12 protein-coding genes are annotated in these 19,590 nt (G+C 69.6%); 7 read left to right on the top strand and 5 right to left on the bottom strand.

Annotation, left to right across the window (positions count from 1 at the left end; translation table 11 throughout):
- Nucleotides 1-243: 243 nt before the first annotated feature.
- Nucleotides 244-4,887, top strand: coding sequence for an ExeM/NucH family extracellular endonuclease (locus ACTJJP_RS08070; RefSeq protein WP_440774501.1), 4,644 nt, complete (start codon nt 244-246; stop codon nt 4,885-4,887).
- Between the two features lie 100 nt (nt 4,888-4,987).
- Here ACTJJP_RS08070 and ACTJJP_RS08065 read toward each other — a convergent pair whose 3' ends face one another.
- Nucleotides 4,988-5,998, bottom strand: a complete 1,011-nt coding sequence (locus ACTJJP_RS08065) for a LacI family DNA-binding transcriptional regulator (protein WP_440774500.1) — start codon at nt 5,996-5,998, stop codon at nt 4,988-4,990.
- A 238-nt stretch (nt 5,999-6,236) separates the two neighbouring features.
- On the opposite strand from ACTJJP_RS08065, the gene ACTJJP_RS08060 reads away from it, so the two are divergent.
- The 3 genes from ACTJJP_RS08060 (at nt 6,237) to ACTJJP_RS08050 (ending at nt 10,021) form a co-directional block, all read left to right on the top strand.
- Nucleotides 6,237-7,568, top strand: a complete 1,332-nt coding sequence (locus ACTJJP_RS08060; RefSeq protein WP_440774499.1) for an ABC transporter substrate-binding protein — start codon at nt 6,237-6,239, stop codon at nt 7,566-7,568.
- Nucleotides 7,569-7,694: 126 nt separating this feature from the next.
- Complete coding sequence (locus tag ACTJJP_RS08055) at nt 7,695-9,047, top strand: carbohydrate ABC transporter permease (RefSeq protein WP_440774498.1); 1,353 nt, start codon at nt 7,695-7,697, stop codon at nt 9,045-9,047.
- On the top strand, nt 9,044-10,021 hold the full coding sequence (locus ACTJJP_RS08050) for a carbohydrate ABC transporter permease (RefSeq protein WP_440774497.1): 978 nt from the start codon (nt 9,044-9,046) through the stop codon (nt 10,019-10,021). The genes ACTJJP_RS08055 and ACTJJP_RS08050 overlap by 4 nt, the downstream gene beginning before the upstream one ends.
- Before the next feature lie 434 nt (nt 10,022-10,455).
- On the opposite strand, the gene ACTJJP_RS08045 is transcribed toward ACTJJP_RS08050, so the two are convergent.
- Nucleotides 10,456-11,127, bottom strand: a complete 672-nt coding sequence (locus ACTJJP_RS08045; RefSeq protein ID WP_440774496.1) for a DUF305 domain-containing protein — start codon at nt 11,125-11,127, stop codon at nt 10,456-10,458.
- Nucleotides 11,127-11,834, bottom strand: coding sequence for a DUF3105 domain-containing protein (locus tag ACTJJP_RS08040; RefSeq protein WP_440774495.1), 708 nt, complete (start codon nt 11,832-11,834; stop codon nt 11,127-11,129). Before ACTJJP_RS08040 ends, ACTJJP_RS08045 begins: the two co-directional genes overlap by 1 nt.
- A gap of 233 nt (nt 11,835-12,067) precedes the next feature.
- On the opposite strand from ACTJJP_RS08040, the gene ACTJJP_RS08035 reads away from it, so the two are divergent.
- The 3 genes from ACTJJP_RS08035 (at nt 12,068) to ACTJJP_RS08025 (ending at nt 16,362) form a co-directional block, all read left to right on the top strand.
- Nucleotides 12,068-13,414: a multidrug effflux MFS transporter gene (locus ACTJJP_RS08035; protein ID WP_440774494.1), complete on the top strand. Its 1,347-nt coding sequence runs from the start codon at nt 12,068-12,070 to the stop codon at nt 13,412-13,414.
- A gap of 202 nt (nt 13,415-13,616) precedes the next feature.
- Nucleotides 13,617-14,330, top strand: coding sequence for a phosphatase PAP2 family protein (locus ACTJJP_RS08030; RefSeq protein WP_440774493.1), 714 nt, complete (start codon nt 13,617-13,619; stop codon nt 14,328-14,330).
- A 10-nt stretch (nt 14,331-14,340) separates the two neighbouring features.
- Nucleotides 14,341-16,362 (top strand): helicase HerA-like domain-containing protein, encoded by a 2,022-nt coding sequence (locus tag ACTJJP_RS08025; protein WP_440774492.1) that lies wholly within the window; start codon nt 14,341-14,343, stop codon nt 16,360-16,362.
- 42 nt (nt 16,363-16,404) lie between these two features.
- Here ACTJJP_RS08025 and ACTJJP_RS08020 read toward each other — a convergent pair whose 3' ends face one another.
- Both ACTJJP_RS08020 and ACTJJP_RS08015 read right to left on the bottom strand, forming a co-directional pair.
- Nucleotides 16,405-17,874, bottom strand: coding sequence for an MFS transporter (locus ACTJJP_RS08020; protein WP_440774491.1), 1,470 nt, complete (start codon nt 17,872-17,874; stop codon nt 16,405-16,407).
- A 63-nt stretch (nt 17,875-17,937) separates the two neighbouring features.
- On the bottom strand, nt 17,938-19,488 hold the full coding sequence (locus tag ACTJJP_RS08015; protein ID WP_440774490.1) for a carboxylesterase/lipase family protein: 1,551 nt from the start codon (nt 19,486-19,488) through the stop codon (nt 17,938-17,940).
- Nucleotides 19,489-19,590 lie beyond the last annotated feature (102 nt).

Raw genomic sequence — 19,590 nt, 5'->3', positions numbered from 1 at the left:
GGGGAGTCGACGCCGAGCGCGGCGCGGCGCCGGTCGACCTCCGGGGCGGGGGCATGGCATTCGGGACCTTCCGGACGACGCGCACGGAGTGGAACCCGGTTTCATCAGTCGAGGGACCGATGTTCACCAGATCGAAATGTATAAGTCTGGGAAAACCGTATGCCCATCGTTTACGGTCGTGGGGAACCCCCGTCGATCCCCCCATCCGACGTCGATCGTTCGCGCGTCGGTACCAGGAGTCTCATGCCCATCGCTTCGTCGCGCGTGCCCGCACGCCGCTTCACGACCGCGCTGAGCGCCGCCCTCGGCGCCGCTCTTCTCGGTTCCGCCCTCGTTCCTCTTCCGGCCTTCGCGGCCGACGGCCCCCGGGTGGTGATCAACGAGGCCTACCTGAAGGGTGGGAGCGCCAACGCGTTCTTCAACAAGAAGTTCGTCGAGCTGTACAACGCCGGCGACACCGCGCAAGACCTCAGCGGATGGTCGCTGCAATACCGCTCCGCCGGCAGCGCCGACGCCCCGACCGGCGCGAACACGCAGCCGTTGACCGGATCGATCGCCCCCGGCGGCTACTACCTGATCGGACTCCCGGGCAACGGCGCCAACGGTGCCGACCTCCCCACCGCCGACATCACGAGCGCGGGTCTGAACCCCTCGGGCACCACGGGCCAGCTCTTCCTCGCGAACGTCGCGGAGCCGGTCGCGGTACCCGCGGGTTCCGTCGCCGACGGCCGCGTCGTCGACTTCCTCGGCTACGGCGCAGCCGCCAGCTTCGAAACGCGGGCGGCGACGGTCGATGGACCGAACGGCACCGCGAATGCGCTCGTGCGCACGGGCTTCGTCGACACGAACGACAACTCCCTCGACTTCACCAACACCACCTCGGTGACGCCGCAAGGCTCGGGAGGCGCGGTCACACCGACGCCCGCACCCACCGCAACGCCCGCACCCACCGCGACGCCGACGGTCACGCCGACGCCCGCGCCGACGGTCACCCCCGGCGCGGTCACGCCCATCCGCGACATCCAGGGCACCGGAGCAACGACTCCCCTCGCCGGTGCCACGGTCACCACGCGCGGCGTCGTGACCGCCGCCTACCCGACGGGCGGATACAACGGGTTCTACATCCAGACGCCCGGCACGGGGGGCCAGCTCGACCCGGCCACCCACACCGCCTCCGACGCCATCTTCGTCTACGGCTCCGACGCCACCGCGAAGGTGTCGATCGGCCAGCACGTCGAGGTCACGGGTACGGCGACCGAGTTCGCCGGCCAGACGCAGATCACCGCCGACGGCGCTGCGGTCGGCATCCTGACGGAGCAGGCCGACGCCGTGCAGCCCGCGAAGATCTCGTGGCCGAAGACCGATGAAGAGCGCGAGAAGTTCGAGGGCATGCTCCTCGAGCCGCAGGGCGAATTCACCGTCACGAACACCTACTCGACCAACCAGTACGCCGAGGTGGGTCTCGCCGCGGGCGGGACGCCGTTGCGCACCCCCACCGACGTGGCGCGCCCCGACAGCCCGGAGTACGTCGCGGCCGTCGCCGACAACAAGGCACGCGCGGTCGTGCTCGACGACGGTGCGTCGATCAACTTCCTGAACGACGCTAACAAGGGCATCCCGCTGCCGTACGTCTCGCTCACCGAGCCGGTGCGCGTGGGTGCGCCCGTGTCGTTCGAGACGCCGGTCATCCTCGACTTCCGCAACAACGCGTGGAAGTTCCAGCCGACGCAGCAGCTGACCGTCGACAACAAGGACACCGTCCAGCCCGCGACGTTCGAGAACACCCGCACCGCGGCCCCCGAGGCCGTCGGCGGCAACGTGAAGATCTCGAGCTTCAACGTGCTGAACTACTTCACCACCACCGCCGAGAGCGTCGGCTGCACCTCGACCTACAAGGACCGCGAGGGCAACCCCATCACCGCGGACACCTGCCCCTCTCCGGGACCACGCGGCGCCGCCGATGCCGAGAACCTCCAGCGCCAGCAGACCAAGATCGTCGCCGCCGTCAACGGGCTCGGAGCCGACGTCGTCTCGCTCGAGGAGATCGAGAACTCGGCCGTCTTCGGTGAGAGCCGGGATGCCGCGTTGTCGACCCTCGTCGACGCTCTGAACGCCGCGCTCGGTTCGCCGCAGTGGGCGTTCGTTCCCTCGCCCGCCGTGCTCCCGGCATCCGAGGACGTCATCCGCACCGCCTTCATCTACAAGAAGGCCGTGGTCGCGCCGTCGGGTGAGAGCGTCATCCTCGACGACCCGGCGTTCCGCAACGCCCGTCAGCCGCTCGCGCAGGCGTTCGCTCCGGTCTCCTCACCGGATGCCAAGATCCTGGCGATCGTGAATCACTTCAAGTCCAAGGGCGACAGCCGCCCCGCGGCCACCGGTGACAACGCCAACGGCATCCAGGGAGCCTTCAACGGGGACCGCGTCCGTCAGGCGGACGCCCTCGGGAAGTTCGCCGCCGCCCGCGCGGCCGAGGTCGGCACCGACGACGTGTTCCTGCTCGGCGACTTCAACGCCTACACGCAGGAGGACCCGATCCTGAAGCTGCGCGAGTACGGCTTCGAACCGCTCGAGGCCGGAACGGGCGAGTACTCCTACTCGTTCAGCGGCCAGTCCGGATCGCTCGACCACGTGCTGGCGTCGCCGTCGGCGCGTGAGCTGGTCACCGGCACCGACATCTGGAACATCAACGCCGTCGAGGCGCTGGCTCTGGAGTACAGCCGCTTCAACTACAACGTGCTGAACTTCTACGAGGCCTCGCCCTACCGCTCCAGCGATCACGACCCGGTGATCGTGGGGCTCGACCTCGGCCCCGAGACCACCGACATCACCCTGCTCGGCATCAACGACTTCCACGGCCGTATCGACGCCAACACTGTGAAGTTCGCCGGCACGGTCGAGAAGCTGCGCGCCGAGGCAGGTGAGGACAACACCCTCTTCCTGTCCAACGGCGACAACATCGGCGCTTCGCTCTTCGCCTCGGCGTACTTCGACGACGAGCCGACCATCGAGGTGCTCAACGCGCTCGAGCTCGCGGCATCCGCCACGGGCAACCACGAGTTCGACCGCGGTGCCGACGCGCTCGTCGACGAGGTGAGCGCGTGGGCGGACTTCCCGTACCTCGCCGCGAACGTCTACAAGGATGGGCAGCCGCTGCTCGACGAGTACGCGATCTTCGAGGTCGACGGGGTGCGCGTGGGCGTCATCGGCGCCGTCACGCAGGAGACGTCTCAGCTCGTCTCGCCCGGCGGCATCGAGGGCATCGAGTTCCGCGAGCCCGTCACCGAGGTGAACCGCGTGGTCGCCGAGATCGAGGACCGGGTCGACGTCATCGTCGCCGAGTACCACGAGGGCGCCGCCGAGGGCGACTCCACCGGTGAGACCATCGAGGAGGCGGTCGCGGCCGGTGGCGCCTTCGCGAAGATCGTGAACGAAACGGATGCCGCGGTCGATGCGATCTTCACCGGTCACACCCACCAGAAATACGCGTGGAACGCTCCGATCCCCGGCGCGGAGGGCACCCGCCCGATCGTGCAGACCGGGAGCTACGGCGAGAACATCGGCGAGATCGTGCTGACCGTGAACCGTGAGAACGGTGACGTCGTGGATTCCTCGGCGCGGAACGTGCCCCGGCTCGCCGCGGTCACCGTTCCGAACGACGCCGCGCAGACGGCCGCCAACAGCGCCGCGCTGGACGCCGAACTGATCGAAACCTATCCGCGCGTGGCGGCGGTCGACGAGATCGTGAAGCTCGCCCGGGCCGAGGCCGACCGCGTCGGCGCCGAGCCGGTCGGATCGGTCACCGCCGACATCACCACGGCGTTCCGCGGCGGCTCCTACGTCGACGGCGTCTACACCGGCGGACAGCGAGACGACCGCTCCAAGCAGTCCGCGCTGGGTGGGCTGGTCGCCGACGCACTGCGCGACACCCTCGCGGATCCCCTCCGCGGGGGCGCCGAAATCGCCCTGGTGAATCCGGGCGGTCTGCGTGCCGAGCTGCTCTACGGCGGGGACGGGGTCATCACGTTGGCGGAGGCCAACGCGGTGCTTCCGTTCGTCAACAACCTCTGGACCACGACGCTGACGGGGGAGCAGCTGCGGCTCGCGCTCGAGCAGCAGTGGGGCGACACGGCCGGTCGCGATCGCGACCTGGCCCTCGGCGTCTCGGACAACGTCCGCGTCACCTACGACGTCTCGCGGGGCGCGGGGCAGCGCATCACCGGCATCTGGATCGACGGGGTGGCCGTCGACCCCGCGGCGCAGTACCGTGTCGGCTCCTTCAGCTTCCTTCTGCAGGGCGGCGACGCGTTCGCCGCGCTGGGCCAGGGTGCGGACACGCGGGACTCCGGCCTCATCGACCGCGACGGCTGGATCGCTTATCTGAAGGCCAACCCGGGTCTCACGCCCGACTTCACCGCGCGCGCGGTGCAGGTCTCGGGTGTACCGGCAGAGGTCGTGCCCGGAGGGGACGTGACGCTCACCGTCTCGAACCTCGACCTGACCTCGCTCGGCGCACCGGAGAACACCTCGCTGTCGGCGTCGTGGGGATCGTACACCGCGGAGTTCCCTGTCGCAGCCGGTACGTCGACGGTCGCGCTCGCCATTCCGGCCGACGCGGCGGACGTGCTCGACGTCAGCCTGGTGGCACAGCCGACCGGCACGAGCGTGCGGGTGCCTCTGCAGGTCGGAGTTCTCGGCGGCGGTGACGGCTCGGGCTCCGGTGCGGGCCAGGGCGGCGGCGCGGGTCAGGGCGGTGGCGCGGGCCAGGCTGGATCGCTCCCCACCACGGGCGTCGACACGGGCTGGATGGGCGCCGGTGTACTCGCCGCGCTCGCCCTGCTCGGGCTCGGCGTGGTCGCGCGTCGCCGGTCGGTTCGCCAGAGCGACTGACGCGGAACGGCACGAGGGCCCCGGATGCCATGGCATCCGGGGCCCTCGTCGACGCGAGCGGATGGCCCCGGAGGCCGTGGCATCCGGAATCCCCGCCGTCTCACGCGGAGCGCGGGGGAGCGGTGGAGGTGCGCACGACCAGTCGCGTATCGGCTTCGGTGCGGCGTGGAGCGTCACCCGTGCCCTCGATCATCGAGACGAGGATCCTGGTCGCCTCGATGCCCTGCGCGAGGGGGAACTGTTCGACCGTGGTGAGGGAGAACATCTCGGCGTAGTCATGACCGTCGATGCCCACCACGCTGAGCTCGGTCGGCACCGAGATCCCCATGCGTCGTGCGGCGATGATCACCCCGATCGCGACCTCGTCGCACGCGGCGACCACGCCCGTCGGACGCGAGGCCGCGTCGGCGAGGAACGACGCCGCCGCAGCGTACGCGTCGGTGATCGTCAAGGTGGAGGGGACGTTGCGGATGCGCACGGCCAGGCCGTTGTCATTCATGGCGTTGCGGTAGCCGATGGAGCGCTCGTCGACGTCTTTCGCGGGCGCGTCGGTCGGGGGAGTGCTGCCGACGAAGGCGATGTCGGTGTGCCCCAGCGCGATCAGGTGCTGCGTGATGATGCGGGTGATCGCGATGTTGTCGAGCCCGAGCGTCGGTACGCCGGAGAGGGCGTTTCCGATACTGACGACGGGCTTTCCGATATTGGCGAGACGCTCGAGATCGGCGTCGTCGGGCTCGAGCGCGACTGCGATGATGCCGTCGAAGCGCTTGCGCGCCAGGTAGGTCGAGTACAGGCTCTCCCGGTCGCGTGATCCGGGTTCGGCGACGTAGAGGGTGACGTCGTAGCCGAGCGGGATGAGGGTGCGCTCGACGCCCTCGACGATCGCACCGAAGTACCACCGGTTCACCTTCGGCACGATCAGCGCGATCGTCCGCGTACGGCCCGTGGCCAGGCTCACGGCACTCGTCGAGGGGACGTATCCCAGGGATGCCGCCGCATCGGCGACGCGTTGGCGTGTGCCGTCGGAGACGTAGCCACCACCCGTGAGGGCGCGGCTGGCGGTCGACTTGGACACGCCTGCCAGGCGCGCCACCTCGGCGATTCCGCTCATGCGTGGTCTTCCTCGTCCTGTGTCGACGTCCGTGTCGACGTCGAAGAAGATTATCCGACATCGGCCGAAAGTGGAACCGGTTCCTGTTCTGGTCAGGTGCGTAGTTCGCCGCAATTCCGCTAGTTACCGGTTCGTGATGTGCGTCGGGTTGCGAGTCTTGTGGATTGGCTCTACGGTTACCTGGAATCGGTTCCCGACGGGATCCGGAGCACCACAGAACTCAAAGAGGAGAGACCACATGGGTATGTCACAGCGGACTCGCCTGCTGGCGCCTGTCGGGCTGCTGGCGGTCGGTGCGATCGCTCTCGCGGGCTGCGCCGAAGGCGACAGCAGCGGTGGGAGCGCATCGGGCGGGGGCGAGACCACGGTCCGCATCTCCGGCGGTATCACCGGTACCGAAGCAGACGCGCTGAACCAGAGCTTCGAGCAGTTCACCGCGGACACCGGCATCAAGGTCGTGTACACCGGTGACAAGAGCTTCGAGGGCAACATCGTGACGAAGGTGTCGGGTGGAGACGCCCCCGACATCGCGATCGTTCCGCAGCCGGGTCTGCTCAAGACCCTCATCGGCACCGGCGAGGTGCAGGCAGCGTCCGACGCCGTCTCGTCGAACGTCGACGAGTACTGGGGCGAGGACTGGAAGTCGTACGGCACCGAGGACGGCACCTTCTACGCCGCCCCGATGCTCGCCAACCTCAAGGGCTACGTCTGGTACTCCCCGGCGAAGTTCAAGGAGTGGGGCGTCGAGGTCCCCAAGACCCTCGACGAGCTCATGACCCTCACCGCGACCATCCAGCAGAAGACCGGCGCCGCCCCGTGGTGCGCCGGCTTCGCCTCGGACGCCGCGTCCGGCTGGCCCGGCACCGACTGGGTCGAGGACATGGTGCTGCGCCTCTCCGGCCCCGACGTGTACGACCAGTGGGTCGCCAACGAGGTCAAGTTCACCGACCCTCAGATCAAGGCGGCTTTCGACGCCGTGGGCGACATCCTCCTCAACCCGTCGTACGTCAACGCCGGTTTCGGTGACGTCAGCAGCATCAACTCGACCGCCTTCGCCGACGTCGCCGCCAAGGTGGCCGACGGCAGCTGCCCGATGACTCACCAGGCCTCGTTCCTCTCGGCCAACTTCCTGACGGTGACCAACGCCGCCGGTCAGACCCCGACCATCGCCCCCGACGGTGACGTGTACGCGTTCCTGACCCCCGGTGTCACCGAGGGCGAGCTCGCAGTCGAGGGCGGCGGCGAGTTCGTCGCGGCCTTCTCCGAGGACGAGAGCGTGCAGAAGGTCGTCGAGTTCATGTCGACGCCCGAGTTCGCCGACGCCCGCGTCAAGCTCGGCGGCGTGATCTCCGCCAACAAGGGCGCGGACCCCTCGCTCGCTTCGAGCGAGTTCCTCACCGAGGCGATGAAGACGCTGCAGGACCCGAACACCACCCTGCGTTTCGACGCCTCCGACCTGATGCCGGCGACCGTCGGTTCGGGCTCCTTCTGGAAGGGCATGGTCAGCTGGATCGACGGCACCCCCACCGACCAGGTGCTCAGCGACATCCAGGCCGGTTACGACAACTAGTCGGAACCGACGAATCGATGGGCCGCCCGCTGTGCGGGCGGCCCATCCGGTCCATACTCATAATCCGCCCCACGCACCGCACGGGCACTCATCGATGAGCACGAAGGCGTGTTCGGGAGGGACGTCATGACCGATATCAAGAACGCGGAGAAGACGCCGACGGCGTCGCCACCGCCGACTGGCCGGGGGAAGCCCGCGTCACGCGGCTCCGCGACCACGCACCGCACCACGCTGCTCGTGGTGCTCGTGGGCCTCATCCTGGTGGTGGCCCTCTTCCTCTTCATGGTCACGCGGGCACCGGCCGAGACCAAGCCGACCACGCTCGGGTTCTCGCTCAACAGCTTCTTCATCTGGCTCGGCGGGCTCAACCCGATCGTGCAGATCCCGCTCGTGCTCGTCGCCTTCGGTGCCGTCGTCGGCATCCTGCTGCTGCTCATCGAGTACGCGCCGCGGTCGGGCAAGGGGTACTTCTGGCTGCGGCTGGTGGCGTGCTTCGCCATCCCCGTGCTGGCCTTCATGCTGCTGCGTCCCTACCAGAACGCCGTCGTTTACGTGCTGGGCATCGCCGTCATCCTCGGCGCGATCCTGTTCTACGCCGACTACCGCTCCCGCCAGGGCGCGGGATACCTGTTCCAGCTCATCCTGTTCGCGGCACCCGCCGCGATCCTGCTCCTGCTCGGACTGGTGTACCCGGCGATCACCACCTTCTTCCAGTCGTTCTTCGACAAGACCGGCGACAACTTCGTCGGCCTCGAGAACTACATCTGGACGTTCACAAACCCCGAGGGTTTCTGGTCGGTCATCAACACCCTCATCTGGGTGCTGCTCGCACCGACCATCGCCACGGCGATCGGCCTCGCCTACGCGGTCTTCATCGACCGGGCTGCGGGGGAGAAGTACCTGAAGGTGCTCATCTTCATGCCCTTCGCCATCTCGTTCGTCGGCGCGGGCATCATCTGGAAGTTCGTCTACGACTTCCGCCAGGGCGACCAGCTCGGCATCCTGAACGCCATCGTCACCGCGTTCGGCGGCCAGCCGATCTCGTGGCTGTCGGCGGCGCCGCTGATCAACACCCTCCTGCTCGTGGTGGTCTTCATCTGGAGTCAGACGGGCCTGGCGATGGTCATCCTGTCGGCGGCCATCAAGGCCGTCCCGCCGGAGCAGAACGAGGCAGCCGAGCTCGACGGAGCGAGCGCGTGGGAGCGGTTCATCAACGTCACGGTCCCCGGCATCCGTTCGTCGCTCATCGTGGTGCTCACCACGATCGCCATCGGTGCGCTCAAGATCTACGACATCGTCGCCGTCATGACCGGCGGGCGCAACGACTCGACCGTGCTCGCCTTCGAGATGGTGAACCAGCAGCAGCGGTTCCAGAGCTACGGGCACTCCGCGGCGCTCGCGGTCGTGCTGTTCGTCTTCGTGCTGCCGCTGATCATCTTCAACGTGCGCCAGATCCGGAAGCAGAGGGAAGTGCGATGACCACCTCCACCGTGGTGCTCGAGCCCACATCCGACACCCGCTCGGCGCGTCAGGTCGCCCGCGACACGCGCAAGCACGAGGCGATGGCGCGTAAGCGTCTGACCTCGAAGGGGGCGACGATCGCGGCCATCGCGATCGCGTTCTTCTGGACCATTCCGACCTTCGGCCTGTTCATCACGTCGTTCCGTCCCGGATCCGACACGCAGTCCACCGGATGGTGGACGGTCTTCGTCGACCCGGCATTCACGCTGGAGAACTACCGGCTCGCGCTCACGTCGGGCGGCACCGCCCTGACACTGGCGCAGTCGTTCCTGAACTCGCTGGCGATCACGATCCCGGTCGTGCTGTTCGCCCTCGCGGTCGCGTCGCTCATCGCGTACGCCTTCGCGTGGATCGACTTCAAGGGCCGGAACTTCTTCTTCATCTTCATCTTCGCGCTGCAGATCGTGCCGCTGCAGATGGCCCTCGTGCCGCTGCTCAGCCTGTTCTCGCGGGGACTGACGATCAACGAGGTGACGATCTTCCCGGGCTTCGACCTGCGGGGTGTCGAGCACAGCTTCGCCACCGTGTGGATCGCGCACGTGATCTTCGCGATGCCGCTGGCGATCTTCCTGCTGCACAACTTCATCGCCGAGATCCCCGCCGAGGTCATCGAGGCCGCCCGCGTCGACGGTGCGGGACACGGTCAGATCTTCTTCCGCCTGATCCTGCCGTTGGCGGCTCCCGCGCTGGCCTCGTTCGCGGTGCTGGAGTTCATCTGGGTCTGGAACGACCTGCTGGTGGCGACGATCTTCGCGCCATCGTCCTCCCTTCCGTTGACGCAATCGCTGAACTCGTTGTCGGGGACCTGGGGCGATCAGTGGTTCCTGCAGTCGGCGGGAACGTTCATCTCGATCCTCGTGCCGCTGGTCGTGTTCTTCCTGCTGCAGCGCTTCTTCGTGCGCGGCCTGCTGGCGGGCGCGACGAAGGGCTGAGGTCCGATCCTCACGCGAGGGGCGCGGCATCCGGGTGGATGCCGCGCCCCGTCGTCATGTCCGGGACGGCGGTGGCGCGGGGGTGGTGCGGCCGGAGCGTGGTGGCGTGGCGTGGCTAAGTCGGCGGTGAGAAACGCGGTGCGCGGGGAGAAACGGCGGGGCGAGGCGTTTCTTCGGCGGGAGGGCGTTTCTCAGCGAATGAGGGCGGGGACGCCGCAGCACGAGGGCACTACGGCGCGGGGGCGCCACGGTGCGGGGGCGCCGGGTGGGGCGCGATGCGTTCGGCGGTGAGAAACGCGATGGGCGGGGAGGAACGGCGGGACGAGGCGTGTTCTCCGCGGGAGGGCGTTTCTCAGCGGAAGAGGGCGGGGGCGCGACGGCGCGACGGCGCGGGGGCGCGACGAGGCGGGGGCGCGATGGCGCGGGGCGGCGGATCAGGCGGTGCAGCCGAGGCGCGACTGGATGTCGCGCATCGCGTCGATCTCGGCGGACTGGCCGCTGACGATCGTGCCGGCGACTTCTTTCACGCGCGCGTCGTCGCCGAGCTCGATGACGGCCTGAGCCATGGGGATCGCTCCCTGGTGGTGGCGGATCATCAGGGAGAGGAACAGGCAGTCGGCGGGCTGGCCCTGGAGCGAGCGGAGCTCGTCGAGCTCGGCATCCGAGGCCATTCCCATCTCGGCGAGAAGCTGCTCCTGCGTGAGCGCCGCGGCGTCGCCGTGGCTGTGCTCGCCCGACGCCTCCATCCACGTCATGAGGGGCTGGCTCGACGCCTGCGGGAGGCCCCACTCGACCAGCCATCCGTACATCTCGCCGCGCTGGCCGGACTGGCCCGTCGCGATGTCGTACGAGAGGGTGCGCAGCTCATCGTCGTCGGTCTTGCGGTAGATCTCCATCGCCATGAGCACAGCCTGCGTATGGTGCACCTGCATATCGCGAGCGAAGCCCGCGTCGGCCGAGGTCTCCGACGGGTGCGCGGGCGCGGCCGTCGCGCCGAACGCCGTGAAGCGTCCGATCGCGAAGGCCACGGCCACCACCGCGACGGCCACGACCGCGACGACGATCCAACGGACCGCGGGACGCGCCGCCGGAGCGTCGTCGGTCATCAGGCCTTGCCCGGGCCGTTGATCGCGCCGGAGCAGGAGGCGTTGGGCTCGGGGACGTTCTGGCTGCGCCAGAACTCGGTGAAGAAGTCCTTGATGCGCGGGTCGGCCGGGTCGTCGACCTTGAGCTGGTGGTTCCACCCGCTGACGGCCACGGCGGTGTCCATGCCGGAGTAGGGCGAGAGGATGACGTAGCTCGAGGGCATGACGGCCTTGAGGGCGTCGATGCCGGCCTCGTCGACGCGGACCGGGTCGTAGGTGACCCAGATGGCGCCGTGCTCCATCGAGTGCACCGCGTTCTCGTTCGCCTGCGGCTCGGTGTAGACGCCGCAGTTGAGCCAGTAGGGGTTGTGGGGCCCACCGGCGGGCGGGTTCTGCTCGTACGTCACCGTGCCCTGCACGTGGTCGGAGCGGTTCTCGAAGGTCTCTACGCCGCTGATCTCCTGCCCCGTGGAGTTGCCCGCCTCGTAGCTGGGCGCGGGGGCGGGGGCGAACACGAAGGACGCCACAACCAGTCCGATGACGGCGATGGATGCCACCGAGCCGACGACCCACCACACGAGCTTGCCGCGCTTACGACGCGCCACCTGCTTCTGGTACTCGGCCAGCTTCTCCTGGCGCTTCTGCTCGCGCTGCTGCTTGACGGTGAGGTCGATCTGAGCCTGCTTGGCGGGGTTGCCGCTCGCTCGCTTATCGGAGGGGGAGGTCATGCGCTGTGTTCTGTCTCTCTTCGGGGCGGGACACATCGGCGTCCGCCGACACGTCCAGCCTATTCGGGCGAATGGGCCGATGGCCTGGGAGGAACCCCCGAGCCGGGATGGTGGCGGGCGGGGGAGTCGCGATAGTATGACGAGGTCGAATCGATTCGAGGTTCGATGATCCCCCCACTTTTCTCAGCCCGACAGCGTCGGGCTGTCCGGCGTGACGAAACGAAACCAACCGCGTGCTCGATACCTCCCCCCACCCCGTGATCACTCCCTCCACCGCGCCCTCGCGCCCCGCCGACGCCTCCACCGGGGCCATCCGGACCCTGGGCAAGAACCCCGCCACCGCGCCGATCGTGCTGCATCCCGGCGACGCCATCCCGTCGTCGCGGCGGGTGCTGTACATCGTGCTGCTCGGCGCGCTCACCGCGCTCGGCCCCTTCACGATCGACCTCTACCTGCCGGCGTTCCCGGTGCTCGAGGCCGACTTCCAGACGACCGCCGCGGCGATCCAGCTCACCCTGACCGGCACGATGATCGGCTTCGCCCTCGGGCAGCTGATCGTCGGGCCGCTCAGCGACAAGGTCGGGCGGCGATTGCCCCTGCTCTCGGTGACCGCCCTGCACGTGGCCGCGAGCATCTTCGCCGCGCTCGCCCCGACCCTCGGCACCCTCTCGGTCGCTCGCGTGCTGATGGGCGCCGGCGCCGCCGCCGGTGGTGTCGTGGCCGCCGCCATCATCCGCGACCTGTTCGGTGGCCGCCGCCTGGTCGTCATGCTCTCGCGCATGGCGATGGTGTCGGGTGTCGCTCCCGTGCTCGCGCCGTTGGCGGGTTCGGCGCTGCTGCTGGTGATGAACTGGCGCGGCATCTTCGTGGTGCTCGCGATCTACGGCGCCGTGATGCTGGTGTCGGCCATCATCTTCATCCCCGAGACCCTGCCGCCGGCTCGCCGCGGCGGTCCGGGTGCCACGACCGTCTGGCAGCGCTACGGCAGCGTGTTCCGTGACCGCGTGTTCATCGGTGTGCTCGTCATCGGCGCGATGGCGTTCAGCGGGCTGTTCTCGTACCTTTCGGCATCCTCGTTCCTGTTCCAGGTGACGTACGGCTTCAACCCGCAGCAGTACGGCGTGCTGTTCGCCGTCAACTCGGTGGGCGTGGTCGTGGGCGTGCAGGTGGCCTCGCGGCTCGCCGCCCGCTTCGGGCCGCAGTGGGTCCTCGCGGTGTCGACCGCGGTGCTGGTGCTCGCGGGTGGGGCGATCGTGCTCACCGACCAGCTCGGACTGGGCCTGTGGGGCACCATCATCCCCCTCTTCTTCTTCATGACCGCGTGCGGGTTCACCTTCCCCTGCGCGCAGGTGCTCGCGCTCGACCGGCACGGCAAGGCGGCGGGTACGGCGCAGTCGATCATCGGCGCCGCCAACTTCGGCGTCGCGGGTGTCATCTCGCCGCTCGTCGGCCTGCTCGCGACGGGGTCGGGCATCACCGCCACGACGATGGCATCGGTGATGGTCGGCTGCGCCGTGATCGGCGTGATCGCGCTGTGGACGCTCGTGCGTCCGCGGACGGTGGAGCGTCTCGCACCCTGAGGCGCGACGGTCGTACGGAAGACGCCCCGCCGTCCAGCGGGGACGGTGGGCCGGCACCGCACGTGGCCCGTCGACAGGGCGGTTCACGGCATCCGGCGTCGGCAGGCGCTGTGCCGCGGCGAACAGTAGCAGAGCGGTCGCGAGAGTCCGCCCGTGCGTATGACCATTCCGCGGGGGGCGCCCGAGACGGCATCATGAGTCGATGGATGACAGGTCGACAGGCGACAGCGCGATCGAGGCCGTGCTCGACACGCGTCCACAGCGCTCGCGTGCCGTGATGGGTGTCGTGCTCATCGCGCTCGCGTGCGGACTCGGGGCGTGGGTGTTCTTCCGCGGACCCAGCCCGTTCGCGATCGACGTGTGGTGGAACCAACTCTTCGCCGCGGCCCCCTCGCAGCCGGTATACGTGTTCGCCCTCGTGATGGACACCGTGGGGGGCCATCTCACCGCGGTGCTGATCGTGCCGCTCGTGGGGGCTGCGGCGCTTTTCCTGTCGCGACGACGATGGTCGGCGGTGTACTTCCTCGCGGCGTCGGTGGGCAGTGCCCTGCTGGTGCAAGTGATCAAGCAGACCTTCGGCCGGGCGCGTCCGGAAGACATCCTCATCCTGAGCGATTACGGCTCCTTCCCCTCGGGGCACACGGCGAACGCGGCGACGATCGCCGTGGTCGCGGCGGTGCTCTTCCCCCGCGTGTGGGTGAGGATCGTCGGCGTCGCCTGGGTCGTGCTGATGGCGTTCAGCCGGACGTACCTGCACGCGCACTGGCTGTCGGACACGATAGGTGGGGCGCTGGTGGGAGCCGGAGCCGCGCTCGTGCTGGCGGCGGTGTTCTCGCGCCTGCGCGCACGTGACGAGGACAGGCTGAAGATTCGACGCGCCCGAAGATCGGGTGCCGAGGCGCCGACCTCGCCGTAGGCTGACGCCCATGAGCGAGCCCGGCGACGCAGCCCCCGTTCCCTCCGCGGCGGATGCCGAGGTGGCACGACTCAGAGCCGAGGCGGAGGCGGCCGAGGCCGAGCTGCGTCTGGCCCGCGCGCGCGCCGACCTCGCCGCGGCGGAGGCCGCAGCGGCAGCCGCGCGCGTGCGTGCGGCGGGCGCCGGGGCGGCGGGCGAAGGCGCCGCGGGTGCCGGCGCAGCGGGCGAAGGCGCCGCGGGTGCCGGGGCAGCGGGCGACAGTGCCGCGGGCGGCGGCGATCGCGCGACGGATCAGGCCGTCCCGACATCAGGCCCGGCGCTCGATGCGGACCGCGCCGAAGGGGCGACGCCCACGGCAGCGGCACCGGCCGGGTCGGCGCCGGATGCGTCCGCGGCATCCGATGCTCCCCTCACCCCGGCGCAGGTCTCGGGCATCGCCGCCGGATATGCCGCGGGTGCCGCGGCGCTGGACCTCGGTGTGCTGATGAACGGCGGGCCGGTGGCATCCGTTCCCGTCCGCATCCCCCTCGCCATGGTCAACCGTCACGGCCTCGTAGCCGGGGCGACGGGCACCGGCAAGACGCGCACGCTGCAGCTGCTCGCCGAACAGCTGTCGGAGAACGGTGTGCCGGTGTTCGCCGCCGACATCAAGGGCGACCTCTCCGGTGTCGCCGCGCCCGGCACCCCGAGCGAGAAGCTCGCCGCCCGCACGTCCGCCCTGGGACAGGACTGGTCCCCGCGGGCGTTCCCGACCGAGTTCTATGCGCTGGGCGACGACGTGGGGTCGGGTATCCCGGTGCGGGCGACGGTGTCGGGCTTCGGGCCCCTGCTGCTCAGCAGGGTGCTGGGCCTGAACCCCACCCAGGAGTCGAGCCTCGGACTCGTCTTCCACTACGCCGACGAGAAGGGCCTCGCCCTTGTCGACCTGTCGGACCTGCGCGCCGTGCTGACGTACCTCACCGGCGAGGAGGGCAAGGCGGAGCTCAGGGGGATCGGCGGGCTCTCGGCCGCCACCGCGGGGGTGATCCTGCGGGAGCTGGTCGCCTTCTCCGCGGCGGGGGCGGAGTCGTTCTTCGGCGAGCCCGAACTCGACGTGCGCGTGTTCCTCCGGACGGATGCCGAGGGCGTCGGCATCGTGAGTCTGCTGGAGGTGCCCAACGTGGCATCCCGTCCGGAGCTGTACTCGACCTTCTTGATGTACCTGCTGGCAGAGCTCTACGAGGTGCTGCCCGAGGTGGGCGACGTCGACAAGCCCAAGCTGGTGTTCTTCTTCGACGAGGCGCACCTGCTCTTCCGCGACGCGTCGAAGGCGTTCCTCTCGGCGATCACGCAGACCGTGCGCCTGATCCGTTCGAAGGGTGTGGGCGTGTTCTTCGTGACGCAGACGCCCAAGGACGTGCCCGGCGACGTGCTCGCGCAGTTGGGCTCACGCGTGCAGCACGCGCTGCGCGCCTTCACCCCCGACGACGCCAAGGCGCTGCGCGCGTCGGTGCGCACCTACCCCGATTCCGGGTACGACCTCGAGCGCGTGCTGCAGGAGCTGGGGACGGGGGAGGCGATCATCACGGTCATGAGCGAGCGCGGCGCGCCGACCCCGGTCGCCTGGACCCGCATGTTCGCGCCGCGGGCGTCGATGTCGCCGATCGCCGCCGACGCGATGGCGTCGGCCGTGACGGCATCCCCCCTCTTCGCCACCTACGGAACACCGATCGACCGCGAGTCGGCGCGGGAGATCCTCGGCGCGCGGATGCAGGCCGCGACCGAGGCGCGCGAGGCGGAGGAACGCGCGGAGAAGGCCGCCGCCGACGAGGCCGAGTACGCCAAGCAGAAGGCCGCGATCGACAAGGCGAACGCCGCCGCGCAGAAGAAGGCGCAGCAGGAGTACGAGCGGATCCTGAGGTCCACGGCGGCACCGCGGTCGCGCGCGAGCGCCCCCGCCCCCGGGCTGGACGGTCTGCTCGGGCGCGGGGCGACGAAGTCGATCGTCACCGGCGTCATCCGGGGGTTGTTCGGCAACAGCCGTCGGCGGTGAGCGGGTCGCTCGGGGGCACGCGGGCCGTGGGCCCGGATCGTGTCAGGACCGACGGGTCGCCAGCGGCATCGTCGACGTGTCGATGAGCGGGTCGCGATCCTGCCGCGCGACGACCGCCTCCGCCTCGGCGGGGGTCTCCACCGTCGGTAGCGAGCCGAGCAGCGGCCGCCGGGCGGTCTCGCGCATCGACAGCAGCGCGACGAGCCCCAGGGCGGCGAAGAACATGATGTAGAACGCGGGCATGAGGGTGTTGCCGGTCCAGTCGATCAGGGCCTGGCTGAACAGGGGCGTCGTCCCGCCGAACAGCGACACGGCGACGTTGTACGCCACGGCCATGGCGCCGAAGCGCGACGCGGTGGGGAACAGCGCGGGCAGCGCGGATGCCGAGATCGCCACGTAGAAGGCCACCGGCACCGCGGCCATGCAGAGCGCGATCATGACCGCCCAGAGTTCGCCGATCTGCATGATCAGGAAAGCCGGCACCAGCAGGACCAGCGCGGACCCCGCGGCGATCGCATAGACGGGCTTGCGGCCGATGCGGTCGCTGAGGCGCCCGATCAGCGGGAGCGACGCCGACATCACCAGCAGCACCGGGACCGTCGCGACGGCGGCGGCGATGTTGGAGACGCCCACCTCTTTCTCGAGGTACGTGGGCATGTAGCTGGTCAGCGCGTAGCCGGCGGTGTTGGTGGCGGCGACCAGGGCGATGCCGATCAACAGAGCGCGCCAGTGATGACGCACGATACCGACCAGGTTCTGGCGCGCCATCGGGTCATCGGCGTCGGTCTCGTGGGTGCCGGACTGCTCGAACGCGGGGGTCTCCGGGATACGCAGGCGGAAATAGATGGCCACGATGCCGAGCGGGATGGCGAGCAGGAACGGGATGCGCCAGCCGTACTCGACCATGGCGTTCTCGCCCGAGATCGAGGTGGTGATCGCGGTCGTCAACGCCACGGCCGACGCGCCCGCGGCGAAACCGACGTACGAGCCCACGTCCAGCCACGACGACCAGAAGCCGCGACGGCGGTCGGGGGAGAACTCCGAGACGTAGGTGGTCGCTCCCGCGTACTCCCCTCCGGTGGAGAAGCCCTGCACCATCTTCAGCAGATACAGCGGCACGATCGCCCACAGCCCGATCTGCGCGGACGTGGGCAGGATGCCGATGAGAGCGGTCGCGGTGGCCATCATCGCCATCGTGAGGAAGAGCACCTTCTGCCGGCCGATGCGGTCGCCGAGGGGGCCGAGGACGAAGCCTCCGAAGGGACGGACGAGGAAGGAAATGGCGAAACCGAGGAGGGTGACCAGCAGGCCCCAGGGGTCGGGGACGTCCGAGGCGAAGACCGCGGTGAGGGTCAACGCGAGGTAGCCGTAGATCCCGAAGTCGAACCACTCCATGAAGTTGCCGACGACGGTTCCGCCGATCGCTGTGCGCACGCGCTTCGTGTCGACGACGATGACGTCGTCGACCTCGAGACGGGGGGAGGGGGATGCCGAGGGGCGATTCTCGTTCATCCTTCTACCCCTACCCTCATCCTCGCGGCGATGCCAGTCGGGGCGCAGCGGCGGGGCGGGGTGCTACGTGAAGCTGAGCACGTTCTCGCCCCACGCGCGGCGGAGCCCCGCGTCGAGATCGTCGACGACCCGGTCGGTTCGATCGATGACGAGGGTCGCCCGGGATTCGACGGTGTAAGCGGGCCACTCGGGGGCTCCGGATGCCGCGGGCTCCCGACCGTGGGCGAACGCCGTCCAGCGCTGCTGCATGCGGGCCGACACCTCCTCGCCGGTGCGACGTCCGCCGAGGCGGAAGGTGAGGTCCTTCGGTCCGCCGTCGAGGGTGCCCCAGACGTAGATCAACTCGCTGCCGTGCGTCGCCCCGAGTCGTACGAGCCGGAGGAACGGCGTGCTGTGGTCGAACCGGTAGAGGTGCACGGGCGCGACCGCGCTGTGGCCCTGGGCGACCCACAGGGTGGGCAGACGGAAGCCGATGTCGCCGGCGATGCCGAGACCGAGGGCGCGGTGACGCACGTCCTCGTACGCGGCGAGAACCTGCGCGCGTTCCGGGAGCACGACCTCGGGGTTGTCGGCCGCCATGTCGGCGAACATGCGCTCGATGCGTTCGCCCGTGATGGGGATCAGCGGAGACTTCATGTAGGCGAAGAGCGAAGCCTCGTCCTTGTTGGTTCCGATCATCAGCGGGACCGGGAGCGCGCGTCCCTCGCTCAGCACCGACACCGGCGCGTCGGGGACGAGCTCGCCGTCGACGAGAGGAGCGAAGGCGAGGGTGCCCGGATCATCGGTGGGGATCTCGGCGTACAGCCGCTGGCCGGTCTCGGACAGCACCCGGGCGTCGATCTTGCGCAGCGCCTCGGCGGCATCCGGGGCCGTCGCGTCGATGCCGAGCAGCTCGACGTAGCGGCTCGCGACACCGCGGGCGCGTTCGCGGCCGTACACGCTCGACGCGGGCGAGGACTGCGCGATCGCGCGGTGGAAGAGACCGGATGCCGACGGCGTGGCCAGCAGCGTCGTGACCAGTCCGCCGCCCGCCGATTCGCCGAACAGCGTGACCTGGTGGGGGTCACCCCCGAATGCGGCGATGTTGCGCTGGACCCAGTCGAGGGCGAGCAGCACGTCGCGCAGCGCGAGGTTGCCGTCGAAGCCGGCCCCCGGCACGACGGCGTCGAGGTCGAGGAAGCCGAACGGGCCGAGACGGTAGTTGAGGGTGACGACGACGACGTCGCCCGCCACGGCGAGTCGGGCTCCGTCGTACGTGCGTTGGCTGGCGGCTCCGAAGATGTACGCGCCGCCGTGCAGCCAGACCATCACCGGACGCGGTGTCGGGGTCTCGGCATCCGGGACCCAGACGTTGAGGAACAGGCAGTCCTCGCTCTGGGCGATGCCGTCACCGAGGGGGAGGGGACTCGGCGGCTGCGGGCAGGCCGCGCCGAAGACCCGCGCATCGACCTCGTCGGCCAGATCGGGCGCGGGCGCGGCGGCCGTCCAACGCAGGTCGCCGACGGGCGCCCGGCCGTAGCGGATGCCGAGCCACCGGCGTGCGCCGCCGGCGATAGAACCGCGGAATCGACCGGCGGGGGCCGCGGCCACCGGGCCGGGAGAGGCGTCACTCACGCGCTCACCCTAATGCCACCGCCGGGCACCCGGACGTGGCGCTGCTCGCATGCCGTCGTTCGCGGCCCGGTCGCGCGGGACGCCGCGGACGGGGAGTCGATC

Source organism: Microbacterium sp. 22296 (assembly GCF_052045385.1).
Lineage (GTDB): Bacteria > Actinomycetota > Actinomycetes > Actinomycetales > Microbacteriaceae > Microbacterium.
The sequence above is the reverse complement of the archived record's forward strand: the minus strand, read 5'-3'. Positions and strand labels throughout refer to the sequence as shown.